15 protein-coding genes are annotated in these 17,467 nt (G+C 52.8%); 10 read left to right on the plus strand and 5 right to left on the minus strand.

The window, feature by feature from the left end:
• The 8 genes from A8F97_RS05240 to A8F97_RS05270 all read left to right on the plus strand — a co-directional run bounded on the left by A8F97_RS05240 (position 1) and on the right by A8F97_RS05270 (position 10,846).
• On the plus strand, positions 1-747 hold the full coding sequence (locus tag A8F97_RS05240; RefSeq protein ID WP_033071632.1) for an urea amidolyase associated protein UAAP1: 747 nt from the start codon (positions 1-3) through the stop codon (positions 745-747).
• Positions 748-758: 11 nt separating this feature from the next.
• Positions 759-1,394, plus strand: coding sequence for an urea amidolyase associated protein UAAP2 (locus A8F97_RS05245; RefSeq protein WP_014700309.1), 636 nt, complete (start codon positions 759-761; stop codon positions 1,392-1,394).
• On the plus strand, positions 1,385-1,525 hold the full coding sequence (locus A8F97_RS24405; RefSeq protein ID WP_162939036.1) for a hypothetical protein: 141 nt from the start codon (positions 1,385-1,387) through the stop codon (positions 1,523-1,525). The genes A8F97_RS05245 and A8F97_RS24405 overlap by 10 nt, the downstream gene beginning before the upstream one ends.
• Before the next feature lie 111 nt (positions 1,526-1,636).
• A complete protein-coding gene (gene uca, locus A8F97_RS05250) occupies positions 1,637-5,242 on the plus strand; it encodes an urea carboxylase (protein WP_033071631.1) in 3,606 nt (1,201 codons plus the stop codon).
• A gap of 213 nt (positions 5,243-5,455) precedes the next feature.
• Complete coding sequence (gene licT / locus A8F97_RS05255; RefSeq protein ID WP_014700306.1) at positions 5,456-6,307, plus strand: BglG family transcription antiterminator LicT; 852 nt, start codon at positions 5,456-5,458, stop codon at positions 6,305-6,307.
• 108 nt (positions 6,308-6,415) lie between these two features.
• Complete coding sequence (locus tag A8F97_RS05260) at positions 6,416-8,320, plus strand: beta-glucoside-specific PTS transporter subunit IIABC (protein ID WP_014700305.1); 1,905 nt, start codon at positions 6,416-6,418, stop codon at positions 8,318-8,320.
• A gap of 9 nt (positions 8,321-8,329) precedes the next feature.
• Positions 8,330-9,802 carry a glycoside hydrolase family 1 protein gene (locus A8F97_RS05265; protein ID WP_033071630.1) on the plus strand — a complete coding sequence of 491 codons (1,473 nt, stop codon included), beginning with the start codon at positions 8,330-8,332 and terminating at the stop codon, positions 9,800-9,802.
• Positions 9,803-9,904: 102 nt separating this feature from the next.
• Entirely contained in the window at positions 9,905-10,846 is a 942-nt protein-coding gene (locus tag A8F97_RS05270) for an AEC family transporter (protein ID WP_014700303.1), read from the plus strand.
• Between the two features lie 17 nt (positions 10,847-10,863).
• Here A8F97_RS05270 and A8F97_RS05275 read toward each other — a convergent pair whose 3' ends face one another.
• Entirely contained in the window at positions 10,864-11,718 is an 855-nt protein-coding gene (locus A8F97_RS05275) for a LysR family transcriptional regulator (protein ID WP_014700302.1), read from the minus strand.
• Between the two features lie 102 nt (positions 11,719-11,820).
• Here A8F97_RS05275 and A8F97_RS05280 point away from each other — a divergent pair, with 102 nt between their 5' ends.
• Together A8F97_RS05280 and A8F97_RS05285 are read left to right on the plus strand one after the other, a co-directional pair.
• Positions 11,821-12,027, plus strand: coding sequence for a tautomerase family protein (locus A8F97_RS05280; RefSeq protein WP_014700301.1), 207 nt, complete (start codon positions 11,821-11,823; stop codon positions 12,025-12,027).
• 41 nt (positions 12,028-12,068) lie between these two features.
• Positions 12,069-12,767 carry an aspartate/glutamate racemase family protein gene (locus tag A8F97_RS05285; protein ID WP_014700300.1) on the plus strand — a complete coding sequence of 233 codons (699 nt, stop codon included), beginning with the start codon at positions 12,069-12,071 and terminating at the stop codon, positions 12,765-12,767.
• Positions 12,768-12,820: 53 nt separating this feature from the next.
• Here the strand turns inward: A8F97_RS05285 and A8F97_RS05290 are convergent, their stop codons facing one another.
• The 4 genes from A8F97_RS05290 to A8F97_RS05305 are packed head-to-tail and all read right to left on the minus strand — an operon-like array spanning position 12,821 to position 17,266.
• Complete coding sequence (locus A8F97_RS05290; protein WP_033071629.1) at positions 12,821-13,516, minus strand: LutC/YkgG family protein; 696 nt, start codon at positions 13,514-13,516, stop codon at positions 12,821-12,823.
• Positions 13,516-14,937, minus strand: coding sequence for a LutB/LldF family L-lactate oxidation iron-sulfur protein (locus A8F97_RS05295; protein WP_014700298.1), 1,422 nt, complete (start codon positions 14,935-14,937; stop codon positions 13,516-13,518). Before A8F97_RS05295 ends, A8F97_RS05290 begins: the two co-directional genes overlap by 1 nt.
• 9 nt (positions 14,938-14,946) lie before the next feature.
• Complete coding sequence (locus A8F97_RS05300; RefSeq protein WP_014700297.1) at positions 14,947-15,666, minus strand: (Fe-S)-binding protein; 720 nt, start codon at positions 15,664-15,666, stop codon at positions 14,947-14,949.
• Between the two features lie 46 nt (positions 15,667-15,712).
• Positions 15,713-17,266, minus strand: a complete 1,554-nt coding sequence (locus A8F97_RS05305; protein WP_033071628.1) for an L-lactate permease — start codon at positions 17,264-17,266, stop codon at positions 15,713-15,715.
• Positions 17,267-17,467 lie beyond the last annotated feature (201 nt).

A 17,467-nucleotide genomic window follows, 5' to 3' on the forward strand; every position in this document is an offset into this window, starting at 1 on the left:
ATGACAGAGATACAGACATCGACAAAGATATCGACAGGCCGGCCAACGTTTGATGAAGAAACGGTGCCGGGCGGAGGCCATACCTCCTTCATTCTCAAGCGCGGACAAATTTTGCGGATCACGGATGTAGAGGGCGGCGGCAATGTCGGCCTGCTGCTGTTTAACGCGCGCCAGACCAGCGAACGCCTAAACCTGCCGGACACCCTGAAAGGGCAACATACCGCCAAATTAACGGTTGGGCACTGCCTCTATTCCGATATGGGGCGCGTGCTGGCAGCGATCGTTACCGATACGTGCGGCTGGCACGACAGTTTTGGCGGTGTGCTTAATGCGCAGGAGGTACATGAGAAATACGGGCAGGGACGTTATCAGGAATTGCGCAACGGTTTTTTCCGTAACGGTATGGATAACCTGCTGGTCGAGATGGGGAAATGGAACCTCAATCTGCAAGATTTGCTGATGACGATCAACCTATTCAGCAAAGTCACGGTGGATGCGCAGGGGCAATTTCATTTTCATGCCAATCATTCGCAGACGGGAGACTACATCGAGCTGTATGCACCGATGGACACGCTGGTCGTGTTGACCGCTTTGCAGCACCCGATGGATCCCAACCCGACGTATGCGCCGCGTCCGATTGCACTCACCTGGAGTCGAGGAGAGGGCGAGGATGTCGCCAAATACTGCCGTGAGTTCCGTGAGGAAAATACACGCGCGTTTCACAATACCGAACGCGGTTACCTGTAAGGAGGCCGGGTATGACGTTAATTGCCAGCAATAAAATAGTCGAGGACGCGGTCTTCCGCCATGTCATCCCAGCCGGAGAACCCTATCTGTTTGAGGTAAAACAAGGGCAAACATTGCGGCTGCTGGATTTAGAAGGTAATCAGGCGGTGGATACGTTGTTCTATCGTGTCGATAACCCGCGTGAACGCTACGATCCACAACGTACGCTACGCCGTCAGAATAACGTCTATCTGACGACAGGTAGCGTGCTGTATTCCAACCTTGGTAATCCGTTATTGACGATCGTCGCTGATACCTGTGGTCGGCACGACACCTTGGGTGGAGCTTGTGCGCAGGAGAGCAATACCGTGCGCTATGCGCTCGACCGACGCTACATGCACAGTTGCCGTGACAATTTTCTTTGTGCTTGCCTGCACGATGGCCGACTGAACAAGCAAGATATTGGCGCGAACATCAACTTCTTTATGAACGTGCCGGTAACGGCGGAAGGCGGGCTGACCTTCGAGGACGGCATTTCCGCGCCGGGAAAATACGTGGAGTTACGTGCTGAAACGGACGTCGTCGTGCTGATTTCCAACTGTCCGCAGCTTAACAACCCATGTAACGGTTGGAATCCGACGCCTGCGGAGGTGCTGGTATGGAATTGACGCCGGATCGAGATCGTGAAAAACACATGCGTTGGCTGCGTGTGAAAATGTGGCTGGTGAGTGCGCTGGAAGCGAGGGCAAATCGGTATTTTCTGCCGCTGACGAGCCGTTCTTCGTCTGACAAAACCTGATAATTTCGGTGTTGTGGCACATCTCTACATTCTTTGACCGTGACCGCGATGGACGACCATCATGCGGATCGCATTTTGGCGGGACGACCTGCCCTTGCATGAGTCTAGCGTATGTTCGATACACTTCTGATTGCTAACCGTGGTGCGATTGCGTGCCGTATTCTGCGTTCACTGCGCGAGATGAACGTCCGTGGCGTCGCGGTCTACTCTGATGCCGATATCAGCAGCCTGCATATTCAGGATGCCGATGAAGCTATTAGTCTGGGAGAGGGTGCGGCGGCACATACCTATCTGGATGTCGCGAAAATTTTATCGGCGGCGCAGCGTAGCGGCGCGCAGGCCATTCATCCGGGATATGGTTTTCTGTCCGAAAATGCGGCGTTTGCCGAAGCCTGCGAAGCGGCGCAGATCGCTTTTGTCGGGCCGACGCCGCAGCAACTGCGCGTATTCGGCTTAAAACATACCGCGCGGGCGCTGGCGAAAAAACACAACGTTCCGCTGCTGGAAGGCACCGAACTGCTGGAAAACAGCAACGCTGCCTTGCGAGCAGCGGCAGAGATCGGCTATCCGGTCATGCTCAAAAGCACGGCGGGAGGCGGCGGGATTGGGATGCGCGTCTGCTATAGCGCCACGGAACTGTCCGAGGTGTTTGATACGGTAAAGCGACTGGGGCAGAACAATTTCAGCGACGCGGGCGTTTTCATCGAAAAATATATCGAACGCGCCCGGCATCTTGAGGTACAGATTTTTGGCGATGGTCAGGGCGAGGTACTGGCTTTGGGCGTTAGGGACTGTTCGGTGCAGCGTCGCAACCAGAAAGTCATTGAAGAAACGCCCGCGCCTAATCTGCCGAACGGCGTCGCCGACGCGCTGTGTTCTGCGGCAATCAGTCTGGCTCAGGCGGTGGATTACCGCAGCGCGGGGACGGTGGAGTTCGTTTATGACAGCGCGACCGATCGTTTCTACTTCCTTGAAGTCAATACGCGCCTACAGGTCGAGCACGGCGTGACGGAGCAGGTCTGGGGCGTGGATCTGGTGCGTTGGATGATTGAACTGGCCGCTGGCGATCTGCCGCCGTTACGTGAGCTGGCAGCCCAACTGAACCCGCAGGGGCATGCGATTCAGGCGCGTCTGTACGCTGAAGATCCGGGCAAACAATTCCAACCATCACCGGGATTATTGACGGAAGTCGAATTCCCCGCGTCAGAAGGACGCAGCCTGCGCGTCGATACTTGGGTGACCGCCGGGTGTGACATTCCCCCATTTTTTGACCCGATGCTGGCGAAGATCATCGCCTGCGCACCAACCCGTGAACAGGCAATGGTTGTGCTGGATCGGGCGCTGGCGGATACGCGACTCTACGGCGTGGAACACAACCGTGACTATCTACGTCAGATTCTGGCGGCAGAGCCGTTTGCCTGCGGCCTACCGTGGACGCGCTGTCTTGATGCGCTGGCCTATAAGGCGGCAACCTGCGAAGTGGTGAGCGCGGGTACGCAAACCACCGTACAGGATTACCCTGGACGTCTTGGATATTGGTCGGTCGGTGTGCCACCGTCGGGTCCGATGGACGATCGGGCGCTGCGTTTAGGGAATCGACTCGTGGGTAATCCAGCGGGAACGGCTGCGCTGGAGATCACGATGAACGGGCCGACATTGCGTTTTAATACGGATGCGGTGGCGGTTGTTACGGGGGCGGTTATCGCTATTGAGATAGACGGTCAGCCCGTCCCGATGGATCGCGTATTTGCGATACCGGCCGGTGCCACACTGCGTTTAGGGGCAATACAGAAACAGGGCGTGCGCAGCTATCTCTGCCTGCGCTGTGGCATTGAGGTGCCAGATTACCTTGGCAGTAAAAGCACGTTCACGCTGGGGCAGTTTGGCGGCCATGCCGGACGTGCGCTGCGGGCGGGGGATGTCTTGCATCTTGTTACGCTGGAGGACAGACGCGTCGGCGACAGTCTGCCGGATGTGTTACGCACCACCTTGTCTGCGGTACGTGAACTACGCGTGATTTATGGCCCGCATGCGGCACCGGACTATTTTACGCCTGCCTATATGGAAACCTTTCTCTCCACCGAATGGGAAGTGCATTTTAACTCCAGCCGCACAGGCGTGCGCTTGATTGGGCCGAAACCGGAGTGGGTTCGTGATAGCGGCGGAGAGGCCGGGCTGCATCCTTCGAACATTCACGATAACCCGTATGCCATCGGGGCGGTGGATTTCACGGGAGATATGCCGGTCATTCTGGGGCCGGATGGCCCAAGTCTGGGCGGCTTCGTTTGTCCAGTGACGGTGATTGAAGCCGACCTGTGGGCGTTGGGGCAGCTTAATGCCGGCGATCGCGTGCGCTTTATCCCCGTTGATCTCACCACGGCGCGTTCGCTGGCATTGGCGCGTCATGCTGAGGTAGAACGGCTTGCGCCGATTAATATCGACTGGTCGCCTGCCTCGCTCATTTCTCCCGTCGTGCTGGATATCGGTGACGCGGATAAACGGCTGGTTGCCCGGCTGTCCGGTGATACCCATCTGTTGCTGGAAGTGGGGGCGGCGGAGTTGGATGTGGCGCTGCGTTTTCGTGTCCATGCGCTGATGCTGGCGCTGGAGCAACAGACGATCGATGGCATCATTGACGTGACGCCGGGTATTCGCTCGTTGCAGGTGCACTATCGCCCCGAAGTGCTTTCGTTACAGCACCTTTTGGATGTGCTTTCTACGCTGTGGCAGGACGTTTGCGCCCAGCAAAATCTAACCGTGCCATCGCGGGTGGTTTATCTGCCGCTGTCCTGGGACGATCCCGCCTGCCAATTGGCGATTCAGAAATACATGACGACGGTACGCCGCGATGCGCCTTGGTGCCCAAGTAATCTTGAGTTTATTCGTCGTATTAACGAACTGGATAATCTCGATGAGGTATATCGCACGGTGTTTGACGCCAGCTATCTGGTGATGGGGCTGGGCGATGTTTACCTCGGTGCGCCCGTTGCGACACCGTTGGATCCGCGCCACCGTTTAGTCACGACCAAATATAACCCGGCGCGTACCTGGACGGCGGAAAATTCGGTGGGTATTGGCGGTGCTTACCTGTGTGTTTATGGCATGGAAGGGCCGGGCGGCTACCAGTTTGTCGGGCGTACGCTGCAAATGTGGGATCGCTATCGCGGCGTTGACGCCTTTAACGGCAAGCCGTGGCTGCTGCGCTTCTTCGACCAAATTCGCTTTTATCCGGTTTCGGCCGACGAATTGTTATCCATCCGACGGGATTTCCCACTAGGGCGCTATCCGCTACGGATCGAGCAAAGCGAACTGGCGCTAAGCGCCTATCAGGATTTCCTGTCACGGGAAGCCGAAGACATCGAGACATTCCGCGTGCGCCAGCGGGCGGCGTTTGAGGCGGAGCGCGAACGCTGGCGCATTGCCGGGCAAGCGGTGACGGATAGCGCAGACGTGGTGATTGAGGATACGGTTGAAGCCGTCATCCTGCCGGGGCAGATCGGCGTAGAAAGCCCGATTTCTGGCAACCTTTGGCAGGTGACGACGGAGGTCGGTAAGACGGTGGCCGAGGGGGAAACGCTGATGATCCTCGAATCCATGAAAATGGAAATCCCGATTGTATCGCCACAGCGCGGCATGGTTCGCGAAATTCGCTGCCAGCCTGGCGCGTCTGTTCGCGCCGGGCAGTGCGTGGTGGTGCTGGACACCCTGACGGAATAGCGGCGCTCTGTCGTATCGATCACATATTTAACACCCTGCTAAGTAAAAATGTGCTCGTGTCTTGCGATCGTGTTTTCAGGGTGTTAGATTCACGTTGCTTTTAGAGCTTGTTACCGCAAAGCGGGCAAAACCTAGGTGCAGATACGGGGAAATTTTTATTTCTTTCCTTGACTGTATTTACGTTTTGCCCGTTTTTTGTTTTTGGGGAGTGGTATGACATTTTATATCAAACAAATATTAAATAATAATGTTGTCAGCGCCACGGACTCTTCGGGCAATGAGCTTATTTTAACCGGTCGAGGGCTGGGTTTTGAGGCTCACGCAGGGGATAGCATTCCAGCAGATAAGGTCGAGAAAACCTTCCATCTGCATGACGATAAAATCTATTCCCGTTTTATGGTGTTACTTAATGAAGTTCCGGTGGAAGTGATTCAGTTAACGGATGATATTGTGCATTTGGCGCAGCATTCGCTGAATTATAAAATTAGCGAAGGGCTTTATGTTTCACTGTCCGATCATCTGCATTATGCCATTGAGCGACATAAACAAGGTTTGGAGATCAATAATCCGCTTGAGTGGGAAGTACGTCATTTTTATAAAGATGAATATTCCGTCGCATTGCAGGCGCTGGCTATTATCGCCTCCCGCAGCGGCGTGCTATTACCGAATGCTGAGGCGTGTAGTATCGCGTTGCATATTGTTAACGCAGGGATGAAAAATGCTGATGGACAAGTAACTGAAATAACAAAGTTAATTTATCAAATTCAAAATATCGTCAAGTATTGGTATGGCGTAACGATTGACGAGCAAAGCATCAACTATCAGCGCTTTATTACCCATATTAAATTCTTTGCGCAGCGTGTGCTGAGAAAAACCGAACTCAATGATGATGTCGATGACCTGTTTAATCTGGTCAAAAAGAAACATGAGAAAACGGTTAATTGCGTCAATGCGATTGGTGATTTCATCAAAAAGAATTATCAGTATCAAATGACCGATGCTGAAAAGTTATATCTGACGGTGCATATAGAAAATATGATGCAGCGACAAAAGAATTCCATTTAGGATTGTTACTGTTTAATCAGGCAAAGCCCAGAGGAAGCTATGAAACTGACAAAAAACTGTTGGTATTTATTCGACCTTAACTGTGTTTCTTTCTGGAGTATATAATCGATGGATTATAAACAGACGGCCTCTAGGATTATTGAACATTTGGGCGGCGCCCCGAATATCATCTCCTTGTTTCATTGTATTACGCGATTACGTTTTTATTTGAAAGACGTCGATAAAGTCGATCGTCAGGCGCTGGAAAACCTCGATGGCGTGATGGGGGTAAACCTGTCTGGCGATCAATTTCAGATCATTATCGGCGGGAAAGTCGCGCAGGTCTGTCTGGCTATTTTCGATGAAGTTCCGCACGCTAAGCGTGATAATGATTCTGACATCGAAGAGAAAAGCGAAACGACGAAAAGAAGAAATCCGATTTCGGCGCTATTTGAAATCATTTCAGGGATTTTCTCACCGATCATTCCTGCTATCGCCGGTGCTGGGGTATTAAAAGGTTTACTGTCGCTGGTGATTTCTTTCGGCTGGGTGGCGAACACCAACCAGACGTACCTGATTCTGTCGGCGATTGGCGATGGTGTCTTTTACTTTATTCCTATCGTGCTTGCGTTTAGTGCCGGGCAGAAATTTGGTGCGAACCCGTTTGTCAGTGTCGCGCTGGCCGCCACGTTATTTCACCCCACCATTACCACCCTGTTGAAATCAGGGCAGCCTGTCGAGTTTTTGGGATTTGGTGTCTCTCCGGTGTCTTATGCGTCATCGGTGATCCCGATTGTTGTCTCCGTCTGGCTGCTTAGCTATGTGGAACGGTTTATTAGCAAATATATGCCTTCCGCGCTCAGAATGATGTTCGTTCCGCTGCTGAGTTTGCTGATTGTCGCGCCTATCATGCTGATCCTTATCGGGCCTGCGGGGATTTTTATCGGCAATTCTCTGTCCGGTGGCATTATCTGGCTGGTGGACAACATGGGGCCACTTGCCGGTGTTATCGTCGGCGGTACACTGTCCCTGATGATTATCACTGGTATGCACTATGTGCTAGTGCCGATCATCATCAATAACATCAGCCGTCTTGGTTATGACCCGTTCAAAATCATCATGTATGTCGCCAACTTTGGTCAGGCTGGCGCTGCATTCGGGGTCTTTCTGCGCTCCCGCAATAAAAAAATCAAATCACTGGCATTGTCGACGTCTTTCAGCGCCTTGATGGGCGTAACCGAACCGGCAATGTACGGCATCAACATCCGGTTTAAGCGACCCTTCGCTGCGGCGTTGATCGGCGGTGCCTGCGGCGGTGGGTTTGCGCTGGCGCTGGGCGTGAAGGCATATGCCTATGCCTTAAGCGGCATTCCCGGCCTGCCTGCGCTGGTGGGGCCGACCTTCGGTTGGGCGCTGGTCAGTCTGGCGATTTCCTTTACGGTGGCTACGGTGATCACGTACCTGATCGGTTTTGACGATCCAGTTGATAAAACCGAAGAATCTAACACGCCATTAGCAGGTGATAAGGAAAAAGAGGCATCAGGGACGACGACACCAGCGCAGGCCGCGAAAGACGAGACGCTTTTTGCACCGCTGGCTGGCAATGTTGTGCCCTTACACCAGCTCAGCGATCCGGTTTTTGCCGATGAGGTCTTTGGTAAAGGGATTGCGATTGTGCCGCAAAAAGGTGAACTGCGCTCACCCGTCAATGGCACTGTAGGCTCGGTTTTCGCCACCAATCATGCCATCACGCTGGAGAGCAGCGCAGGGGCTGAGGTGCTCATTCATATCGGTATCGACACCGTTAAGCTGAACGGACGGCACTTTACCCGTCACGTTGAGGACGAGCAAAAAGTGTCGGTGGGCGATCTGCTGATTAGCTTTGATCTTGATGCGCTGCGTGCAGAAAACATTGACCCAAGCGTCATCATGATTGTGACCAATACAGAAAATTATCAGGAAATCAGCGTGATGAAAGAAAATGACGTCGATTCCCGTGAAGCATTTTTGAAACTGTCCGCTGTTGCGGTGTAAGGAGAAATGATGAATTTCAACAAAGCATTCCCTGAGGATTTCCTGTGGGGCGGCGCGACGGCGGCGAACCAGTTGGAAGGCGCACACGATGCGGATGGTAAAGGTCTTTCTGCCTCTGATGTCTTCATTTTTGATGCGAGTGCGCCGAAAGCGCGCTGGCTAGATCAGTGGGCAGGGATGACACACGCGCAGGTGGCTGAAGCGCAGGATCCCAACAGCAAGAAATACTATCCCAAACGACAGGGCAACGATTTCTATCACCACTATGAGGAAGATATCGCGCTGTTTGCCGAGATGGGTTTTAAGTGTTTTCGTATGTCGATTGCCTGGACTCGTCTATTCCCGCGTGGTGATGAGCTAGAGCCAAATGAAGCTGGCCTTCAGTTTTACGATAAGGTTTTTGACGCACTGCGTAAGCACAATATCGAACCGATTGTGTCGCTATCACATTACGAAATGCCGCTGACGCTGGTGACGGAATATGGCGGCTGGCCGAACCGTAGCGTCATCGATTTTTATGTGCGTTTCGCTACCACCGTGTTCACGCGTTATCGCAAGAAAGTGAAATACTGGATGACGTTTAACGAAATCAACTGCGTGAAACATCACCCTTACGTCAGCGTCGGGGTCATTGAAGAGAACCACCCGAATCTGGAACAGGCGAAATATCAGGGCGCGCACCACCAGTTTGTCGCCAGCGCGCTGGCAACGAAAGCCTGCCACGAGATTATTCCCGGTTCACAGGTGGGGTGCATGATCAGTTATCAGATCCTGTATCCGCATACCTGTCACCCGGATGATTTACAAGCCTGTGAAGATGTTCAGCGGGTGTCGCTGTTCTTTAGCGATGTGCAGGCTAGAGGCTATTACCCTGCCTGGACAGAACGGTTGTTTGCACAGAAGGGCGTCGTGCTGCAAAAAGAGATCGGCGATGACGAAATCCTGAAGCAGTACCCGGTAGATTACGTGTCGTTCAGCTATTACATGTCGAGCACCGTGAGCGCTCACCCGGAAAGTCTGGAAGGCGTGAAAGGAAACCTGATCACCGGTGGTATCAAAAATCCGTACCTGCCTGAAAGCGACTGGGGCTGGCAGATTGATCCGAAAGGGCTGCGCTTAGCGCTCAATCAGCTCTATGACCGCTACCAGAAACCGGTATTTATTGCCGAAAATGGACTGGGTGCGGTGGATCTCGCTGGGCCTAACGGGCAAATTGAGGATGATTACCGCATCGATTATCTTCGCCTGCACATTGAGCAAATGCGTGAAGCGATTGCGGATGGCGTGCAGCTGTTTGGCTACACCTGGTGGGGACCTATCGACATGGTGAGCGCCAGCACATCGCAGATGTCAAAACGCTATGGTTTTATCCACGTCGATCAGGACGACATGGGGAACGGTACGAAGCAGCGTTCGCGTAAGAAAAGCTTTCACTGGTATAAGAAAGTGATTGCCTCAAACGGCAGCGATCTGAGTAATTAAGCTGTCGTCAGCGATCGCAAAAGCTCAGCGACGGTGTTGCTGAGCTTTTTTACTGCTTAGAGGAAGCAGGCGGTATCCTGCAAATAACATTGAGCCTTTGTCATGCTATCGACCTTTGCTGTTGTATTACCTATCTTTGCGCTGATTTTCATTGGCTGGTTCACTCGGAAAATCGGTATCTTCGGCCCGAATGCGACGTCAGAACTGAATCGATTTGTGGTCTATCTCGGGCTACCCGCGCTGCTCTTCAACATCATTGCACACGCCCGCTGGTCTGACGTTTGGCAACCCGGTTTTATCATGACGTTTGGCCTTGGTGCGCTGCTGGTTTTTGCACTCACGCTGGTTTTTCAGCTCTATCGCTCGCGCCATTTGGCGGATGCCGCACTGGATGCACTGAATTCAAGCTACGCCAACACGGGATTTATCGGTTTCCCGCTGGCGCTGGCGTTTTTAGGGCAAGAGGCGATGGCACCGACGCTGATTGCTACCATCGTGACCGTCTGCGTGCTTTTTGCTGTGGCGATTGTGTTTGTTGAAGTCGGGATCCAGACGGAAACGCGCAAAACGGCGCTGCTGCTGAAGGTGGCTAGCGCACTGGCTCGTAATCCGCTCTTGATTGCGCCAACCGTGGCGCTGTTTTTCCCGTTGAGCGGCCTGAGCGTCCCCGAACCTGTTGATGTCTTCCTGAAACTGTTGGGCAACACGGCATCGCCTTGCGCGCTGATCGCGTTAGGGCTTTTTCTGGCCAATACCTCGCGCGATGCGCCTTTTCAGCCGAATGTCATCGTGGGTTTGCTGGTCACGTTAAAGCTGGTTTTGCATCCCGTCATTACCTGGGTGATAGCTGTAAAAGTCTTTGGCCTACCTCCGTTGTTGACCCATACCGCCGTACTGCTGGCCGCGTTGCCGACAGGAACGGGGCCGTTCATGCTGGCAGAGTTTTATCGTCGTGAAGCGCGTATCACTTCTCGCACGGTGCTGTACTCGACAATCGTGTCTATCCTGACGCTCACCCTTTATCTGTCCTGGATTAGCCCCTGATTAAATACCGGCTTACGCTATTTCTCCAGACAGGCAAGCAGGGCGGAAAGGTTGGCAGAGCGCATGCCTTTACGCCAGAGTAGCTCGGTGACAATCCGGTTTTCGACACCGTTAATGGCGTGTGTACCAATCAGCGAACGATCGGGAAATAGGGTAAGCAGCATGGCAGGGATGATGCCAATGCCCATACCTGCCGCAACGCCGCTGAGAATGGCGTGGTATGACGTCATCTCGACGATACGCTGCGGTTTGCGGTGGTGTGTCTGATACCAGCCAAGCAAACGATCGCGGTACGAACAGCCATCGCTGAAAGCGAGCACGGTGCCATTGCGAATATCATCCGGCGTATGAATAGCTTTCTGTCCGGCGGGCGCAATAATGAACAATTCTTCTTCAAAAACGGCTAGACGTTCCAGACGGTCGTCCGGCGGTGCGTCGGCGAGAAATGCTGCATCAAGTCGATTATCGAGTAGCGCGTCATGCAGCCATTTGCTGATTCCCGTGGAAAGTTCTAGTTCTAGCGTCGGGTTTTGGACGTGGAGCCGGGCAAGCGGAGCGGGAAGGCGTGTTGCCGCCATACTGTCGAGCGCACCAAGCCGAAATTTTCCACCCGGAACGCGGTGCCTGACGTGGCATTCAGCTTCATCGACCAGTTCGACAATCCGTTTGGCGTAGTCATACAGCGAGCGACCTTCCGGCGTAAGGATAAAGCGCTTTTTCTCGCGCAGGAAAAGTGCAACGCCCAGAGAACTCTCAAGCTGCTGGAGACGAGTGGTAATGGCGGACGGCACGCGATTCAGCGTTTTGGCTGCCTGCGTAATCCCGCCTTGCTCGACCAGTGCGATGAGCGTTTTTAGATCGACAACTTCCACATTTTCTCCAAAACAGAATGGTATGTTCATTTCTTTTCAATTTTAAAGAATATCGCTTTTCTCTAACATGACTCAACCCTATTGATGACTCAGGAGAGAAACATGCCTTATGTAAATATCAAAGTGACCGGTGGTGCAGAAGCGCCGACAACAGAACAGAAAAGCGAACTCATCCGCGAAGTGACGCAACTGCTTGCCAGAGTGTTAAACAAGAATCCAGCGACGACGGTTGTCATCATTGATGAAGTCGATATGGATAACTGGGGCGTTGGCGGTGAAACCACGACACAGCGCCGGAAGCAGCAGTAGCGCAGGCGCAAAATAGTGATGCGAGTTGCTAAGGAGGAAGGATGAAAAAGCTGGGACTTATCGGTGGTATCGGGCCGGAATCTACGCTGCTCTACTATCGTAAACTGGTGTATGAAGCGCAACGCCGGGTTGGTGCTCACTTTTTCCCGAACCTGACGATAGAAAGCCTGAACGTGTTTGACGTGCTGACGCTATGTCGTAACAAGGATTATGGGGCACTGGTCGAGTATCTGATGGCAGGCATAAACAACCTGACCGCTGCGGGTGTGGGTGTCGTCGCATTAACCGGAAATACGCCACACATTGTATTTGATGAACTACAAAAACAGGCCACCGTTCCACTAATCAGCATCATCGAATCCACCCGTGATGATGCTCTGCGATTGGGTGTTACGAGGGCTGGTTTACTGGGCACGCGTTTCACGATGGAGGAAGACTTTTTCAAGAAACCATTCCGTGAGAGTGGAATGGCGGTGATTACACCCGATGCCGCAACGATAGCGCTGATTGATGAAAAAATAACGACCGAATTAGAGCACGGTATTGTTATCCCTGAGACGCGGGAGATTTTTATCGATATTGTGCAGCGTATGAAAAAGGAAAATAGTATCGACGCGGTAATTCTGGGGTGTACAGAACTACCGCTGTTGTTCAGTGGCGTGACATTGCCAGTCGCAAGTCTGGATACCATGCAAAGCCATATTGATAGATTGTTGGCAATCATACTGGCCGAAGAGTGATGAAATTTTCCATGCTGTTAGCAGGCGGCGAAATGAGGCCGCCTGCCCGAGTGTTAACAGTCCTCAACGATCAGATAGGCTGCGTTGATCGGCCCGTGCACGCCGACCACTTTGATCAGTTCAATATCGGCGGTGGAGCTCGGGCCGCCAATAATGTTAATGCACGATGGCATACGCTCGCCTTGTTGCGCTATGTGATGTAGGTGCTGCGCCAACTGAGCGATACGAGGTAACAATGTGCTTTTGCGTAGTACAAAGAGAGAAGACTCCGGCAACAGGCTGACGGCGCGTCCTCGTTGTGGTGCGGAAAATAGCACCACACCGCCTGATTCGGTTAGGCCATATTCCGCGTAAACTACGCCGACTTTGGCTTGCTCCGCCAGCCGCAGGTTTTCTTCTCCCACGCTGGGATCCCATACGCTGGCCTGACACTCACGCTGCAAACACGCGGTGATCCCTAATGCTGCTAAACGCCGATCGTCGCTGATGATAACGGGCGCGTGGCCGTATTTATCGCACAATCGGAGCGCAGCCTGCGCTGCGTCAGCTTCACTGGTGATTTCGCAGTGTGCCAGCATGACGTTAGTGGCGACATCGATAAACGCATCACAACGCTGTTGTACGGTTAGATCGGTTAATCGGGTGCGGGCATGATGGCTTGCTGGCCTGGGTAGCGGAGCAGGAATATGGCGCACCTTGCGGCCAAGCTGACGGGCAATCTCGGCCAGAAAATTATCTCGGTTTTCCATTATTTTCCTCCTTTTGCCTGATGTTTCTTAAACCAACTGCGGAAGCTTTCACCGTCAGCATCCGGAAGGTCGCGTGCTTCAGTCCATTCGCTGATGGCACCTATCTCAATGGGCGTTTTACCGTTTTTGATAAACCAGCCTGCGGCATGAGCACCGGCGATCATACCGACCTTCCACAGCCTCGGGTGACTGTTGACGTAGCTGAAGAGTTTCGTCACGCGCTGTTCGGCTTTCGGCGTGATTCCGCTTTCCGCCATGACACGCCGGTGCTTGAGAATCAGTGATGATAAGGGGATGCGGACCGGGCACACGGTATCGCAGGCGGTGCAGAGTGAGCAGGCATAGGGCAGTTCTTTGAAATCCTGATAGCCGCCCAGCAAGGGGGAAATGACTGCGCCGATCGGACCAGGATAAATGGAGCCGTAGCCGTGTCCACCGATGTGACGATAGGCTGGGCAGGTATTGATGCAGGCACCACAGCGGATACAGCGTAGAATATCGCGGAACGCCGAGCCGAGAATCTGTGAACGGCCGTTATCGACGATCACCAGATGGAATTCCTGCGGCCCATCAACATGTCCCGCCTCCCGTGGCCCCGTCAGCCAGGTGTTGTAACCGGTCAGACGCGCGCCGACCGCGCTACGCGCCAGCATGGTGATCAATACGTCCACTTCCTCAAAGGTCGGAGCAATACGCTCCATGCCCATCACCGCAATGTGCGTTTTTGGCAGCGTGGTACACATGCGCGCATTACCTTCATTGGTGACCAGACACACCGAGCCGGTTTCCGCCACCGCGAAGTTACAGCCGGTTACGCCGATTTCTGCACTGAGAAAATCCTCACGAATCTTCTGACGAATGAACAGCGTCATGGCTTCCGGTGTTTCCGGACCGTCATAGCCCAGTTTTTCGTGTAGTACCTTGCGGATTTGGTAGCGATCCTTATGGATTGCAGGAACGACGACATGCGAAGGCGGGTCTTGGTCCAATTGCAAAACATATTCGCCCAGATCGGTTTCGATAACCTCAATCCCCGCCTGCTGCAAGACGTGGTTCATGCCGATTTCTTCGGTGACCATGGATTTCGCTTTGACGACTTTTTTGGCATTATTGGCCTGAGCAACCTGAAGAATGTAACGGGTAGCATCCTCCTTGGTTTTGGCGAAATAAACCTTCCCACCGTTGGACGTTACTTTTTCCGAGAGCTGGTAAAGGTAAGCGTCGAGATTGTTAATGACATGCTCGCGGATCTGGGCGGCATGATCGCGCCACGCTTCCCAATGGCCTAACTCGTCGACCATTTTCTGACGATTTGCGCTGATACGTTCCTGCGCATTGGCAACCGCCTTACGCATGATGGGATCGTGAATCTGGGTTTGAATACGATCCTTGAATTTAACATCACTGGTTTTTAGGCTCATATCCTCTCCTTAGCGGCTCATCAGGACTTCGGCGATGTGCATCACCTTGACCGGGTGGCCTTCACGTTGCATTCGACCACCGATATTGAGCAGACAACTGACATCGGCGCCAATCAGGTAGTCGGGCTTGACGTCCATCATGTGGCTGACTTTTTCTTTGACCATTTCGCCGGAAATCTCAGCCATCTTCACCGAAAACGTACCGCCGAAGCCGCAACAGGTTTCTTCGGCTTTAAACGGCAGTAAATGCAAATCTTGAACGTGGTTGAGCAGCGCGATGGGCTCTTCGCGCACGCCCAATTTGCGAAACAGGCTACAGGAGGGGTGATAAACCGCAGTCCCTGACAGACGTGCACCGACATCCGTCACACCAAGCGTATTGACGATGAACGAGGTGAGGTCTTTCATGCGTTCGGCGACGCGTTCGGCACGCAGTACCCATTCAGGTTCATCGACCAGATACTCAGGATAGTGACGGATGGCGTTCATACAGGAACCGGCGGGAGAAATGATCGGGTCGTCATTATCTTCCAGCGCGGCAATCACGCTTTTCATCCCGGGAATGGCACTGTTGATATAACCACCATTGATGGCCGGTTGCCCGCAACACGACTGTTTTTCAGGAAAGTGTACGTGGCAACCCAACTGCTCCAGTAGCAGTACGGAATCACGTGCCATACGGGATTTCAGAGCGTCACCAATACAGGTAACAAAAAAATTAACATTCACGACAGACTCCCATTACTCAATGTAGATGGATTTTTTTATTGTTACATCAGGCCATAAACAGGTAGTAGACCAGGCCGACCTTGAGCCCGAGAATGATGATGTAGACGCCGCAATACTTCAGCGTACCGGACATGATTGCGCTGCCTTGCCCTTCCATGCGCGTTGCCGACACCGCGATCGCGATACTTTGTGGCGATATCATCTTGCCGCCGGTGGCTCCTGCGGTATTCGCCGCCGCCAGCCAGACAGGATCGACATGCAGCTTTTCCGCCGCCATGGTTTGTAGCTTGCCAAACAGCACGTTGGAATTGGTGTCGCTACCAGTGACGAACGTGCCCAACGCCCCAATCACGGGGGCAATAAACAGATAGCTCCCTCCGGTGACGTCTACCATGGTTTGTGCCAACGTGGCGATCAGTCCACTGACATCCATCACCGTCGCCATGGCGACGATGGCGGTAATCGCGATAATCGAATTCTTGAGTTGTTTTATTGTGCTGACAAAGACATTCAGCATGGTCCCCAACTTCGCACCCTGTATAAAACCGCCTAACAGACTGGCGATGATGATCAGGACGCCGGGAGTGGCAATCCAGTCGATCTTCAACTTCAGCACCTGTGTATCCGTCAGATAAAACGGAATGACGGAAGCGATCTGAGAGACGACGCCTTTGATGGCGGGGAACAGCGGCGAACACAGCAGAATAAAGGTAAAAATCAGGATATAAATCGCACAGGCGCGCAGCAGTTGACTGGCGGAATACCCTGATAGGGAAGTGCGCTGTGCACTGTCGATAAGATAGGCCGTTTCGGCCTCTTTTTTACGGCATTTTGCCATTAACGTGACAGCTATCAGGCTGACTAAGCTGCCTGCAAAAGCGGGCAATTCGGCACCAAGATGAACGGCCACAATATACTGCGGCACCAGCGTGGTTACGCCGCACACTAGCGTAATAGCGAACACGCCGCGAATGGCTTTAATTCCGCCACCGATGATTGCGATGATGACAAAAGGGAGGAGAATGTTGAATAACGCCAGTTGCAGTACAACCGTGGCGCTTAATGTGGTGACCGGGAGGTTAACCTGTTCCGCTAAAATAGAAACTGGAATGCCGACGGCACCAAAAGCGGTAGGAACGGTATTGGCGACCAGTGATGCGATGGCCGCTTTCATCGGGTTGAAGCCGAGTGCGATAAGGATGCCGATGGGGATCGCAACCGCGGTGCCATAACCCGCTGCGGCTTCGAGGAAACCACCAAAGCACCATGAGATCAGCAACACCTGAATACGTTTATCATCGCTGACACTGGCGAGGACATCCCGAAGCACATCCATGCTGCGTGTTTTTTGCATCAGGTTATAACTGTATATGGCCCCCAGAATAACGATGACAATTGGCCATAGACCTTTCAGAGCACCATAGCTTGCCGCTAACCCCAGCGTTTTTAGTGGTGTGTGCCAGAATAGGGCGGCGATCGCGACGGTTAGCGCCAGCGTAATCAGTACGGCATGGTGAATAGGTATCTTTATTTTGAGAATAAGAACAATCATGACCAACAGTGGGAAGCTACCCAGCAAAAAATATAAATAATCGTGCATAGCGGTGTCCTGACATCCTGATTTTAAAAGGTAAAAAATAAGGGATACCAACGTAGTGCTATATACACTTATATAATGCGTGGTTATTAAATAATTTTAGCTGAATCGGGTCATATGAAACAAAGAAGTGCACAAAAGGTATGAAATTAGTTACTTAATGGTTATTTTAGTTACTTAAGTGGGTGTGGTGAAAAAGATAAA

Source organism: Pectobacterium parmentieri, from assembly GCF_001742145.1.
Lineage (GTDB): Bacteria > Pseudomonadota > Gammaproteobacteria > Enterobacterales > Enterobacteriaceae > Pectobacterium > Pectobacterium parmentieri.

Coding starts and splice junctions, on each gene's coding strand:
- A8F97_RS05240 (WP_033071632.1), top strand. CDS start 1: ATGACAGAGATACAGACATCGACAAAGATATCGACAGGCCGGCCAACG.
- A8F97_RS05245 (WP_014700309.1), top strand. CDS start 759: ATGACGTTAATTGCCAGCAATAAAATAGTCGAGGACGCGGTCTTCCGC.
- A8F97_RS24405 (WP_162939036.1), top strand. CDS start 1,385: ATGGAATTGACGCCGGATCGAGATCGTGAAAAACACATGCGTTGGCTG.
- uca (WP_033071631.1), top strand. CDS start 1,637: ATGTTCGATACACTTCTGATTGCTAACCGTGGTGCGATTGCGTGCCGT.
- licT (WP_014700306.1), top strand. CDS start 5,456: ATGACATTTTATATCAAACAAATATTAAATAATAATGTTGTCAGCGCC.
- A8F97_RS05260 (WP_014700305.1), top strand. CDS start 6,416: ATGGATTATAAACAGACGGCCTCTAGGATTATTGAACATTTGGGCGGC.
- A8F97_RS05265 (WP_033071630.1), top strand. CDS start 8,330: ATGAATTTCAACAAAGCATTCCCTGAGGATTTCCTGTGGGGCGGCGCG.
- A8F97_RS05270 (WP_014700303.1), top strand. CDS start 9,905: ATGCTATCGACCTTTGCTGTTGTATTACCTATCTTTGCGCTGATTTTC.
- A8F97_RS05280 (WP_014700301.1), top strand. CDS start 11,821: ATGCCTTATGTAAATATCAAAGTGACCGGTGGTGCAGAAGCGCCGACA.
- A8F97_RS05285 (WP_014700300.1), top strand. CDS start 12,069: ATGAAAAAGCTGGGACTTATCGGTGGTATCGGGCCGGAATCTACGCTG.
- A8F97_RS05290 (WP_033071629.1), bottom strand. CDS start 13,516: ATGGAAAACCGAGATAATTTTCTGGCCGAGATTGCCCGTCAGCTTGGC.
- A8F97_RS05295 (WP_014700298.1), bottom strand. CDS start 14,937: ATGAGCCTAAAAACCAGTGATGTTAAATTCAAGGATCGTATTCAAACC.
- A8F97_RS05305 (WP_033071628.1), bottom strand. CDS start 17,266: ATGCACGATTATTTATATTTTTTGCTGGGTAGCTTCCCACTGTTGGTC.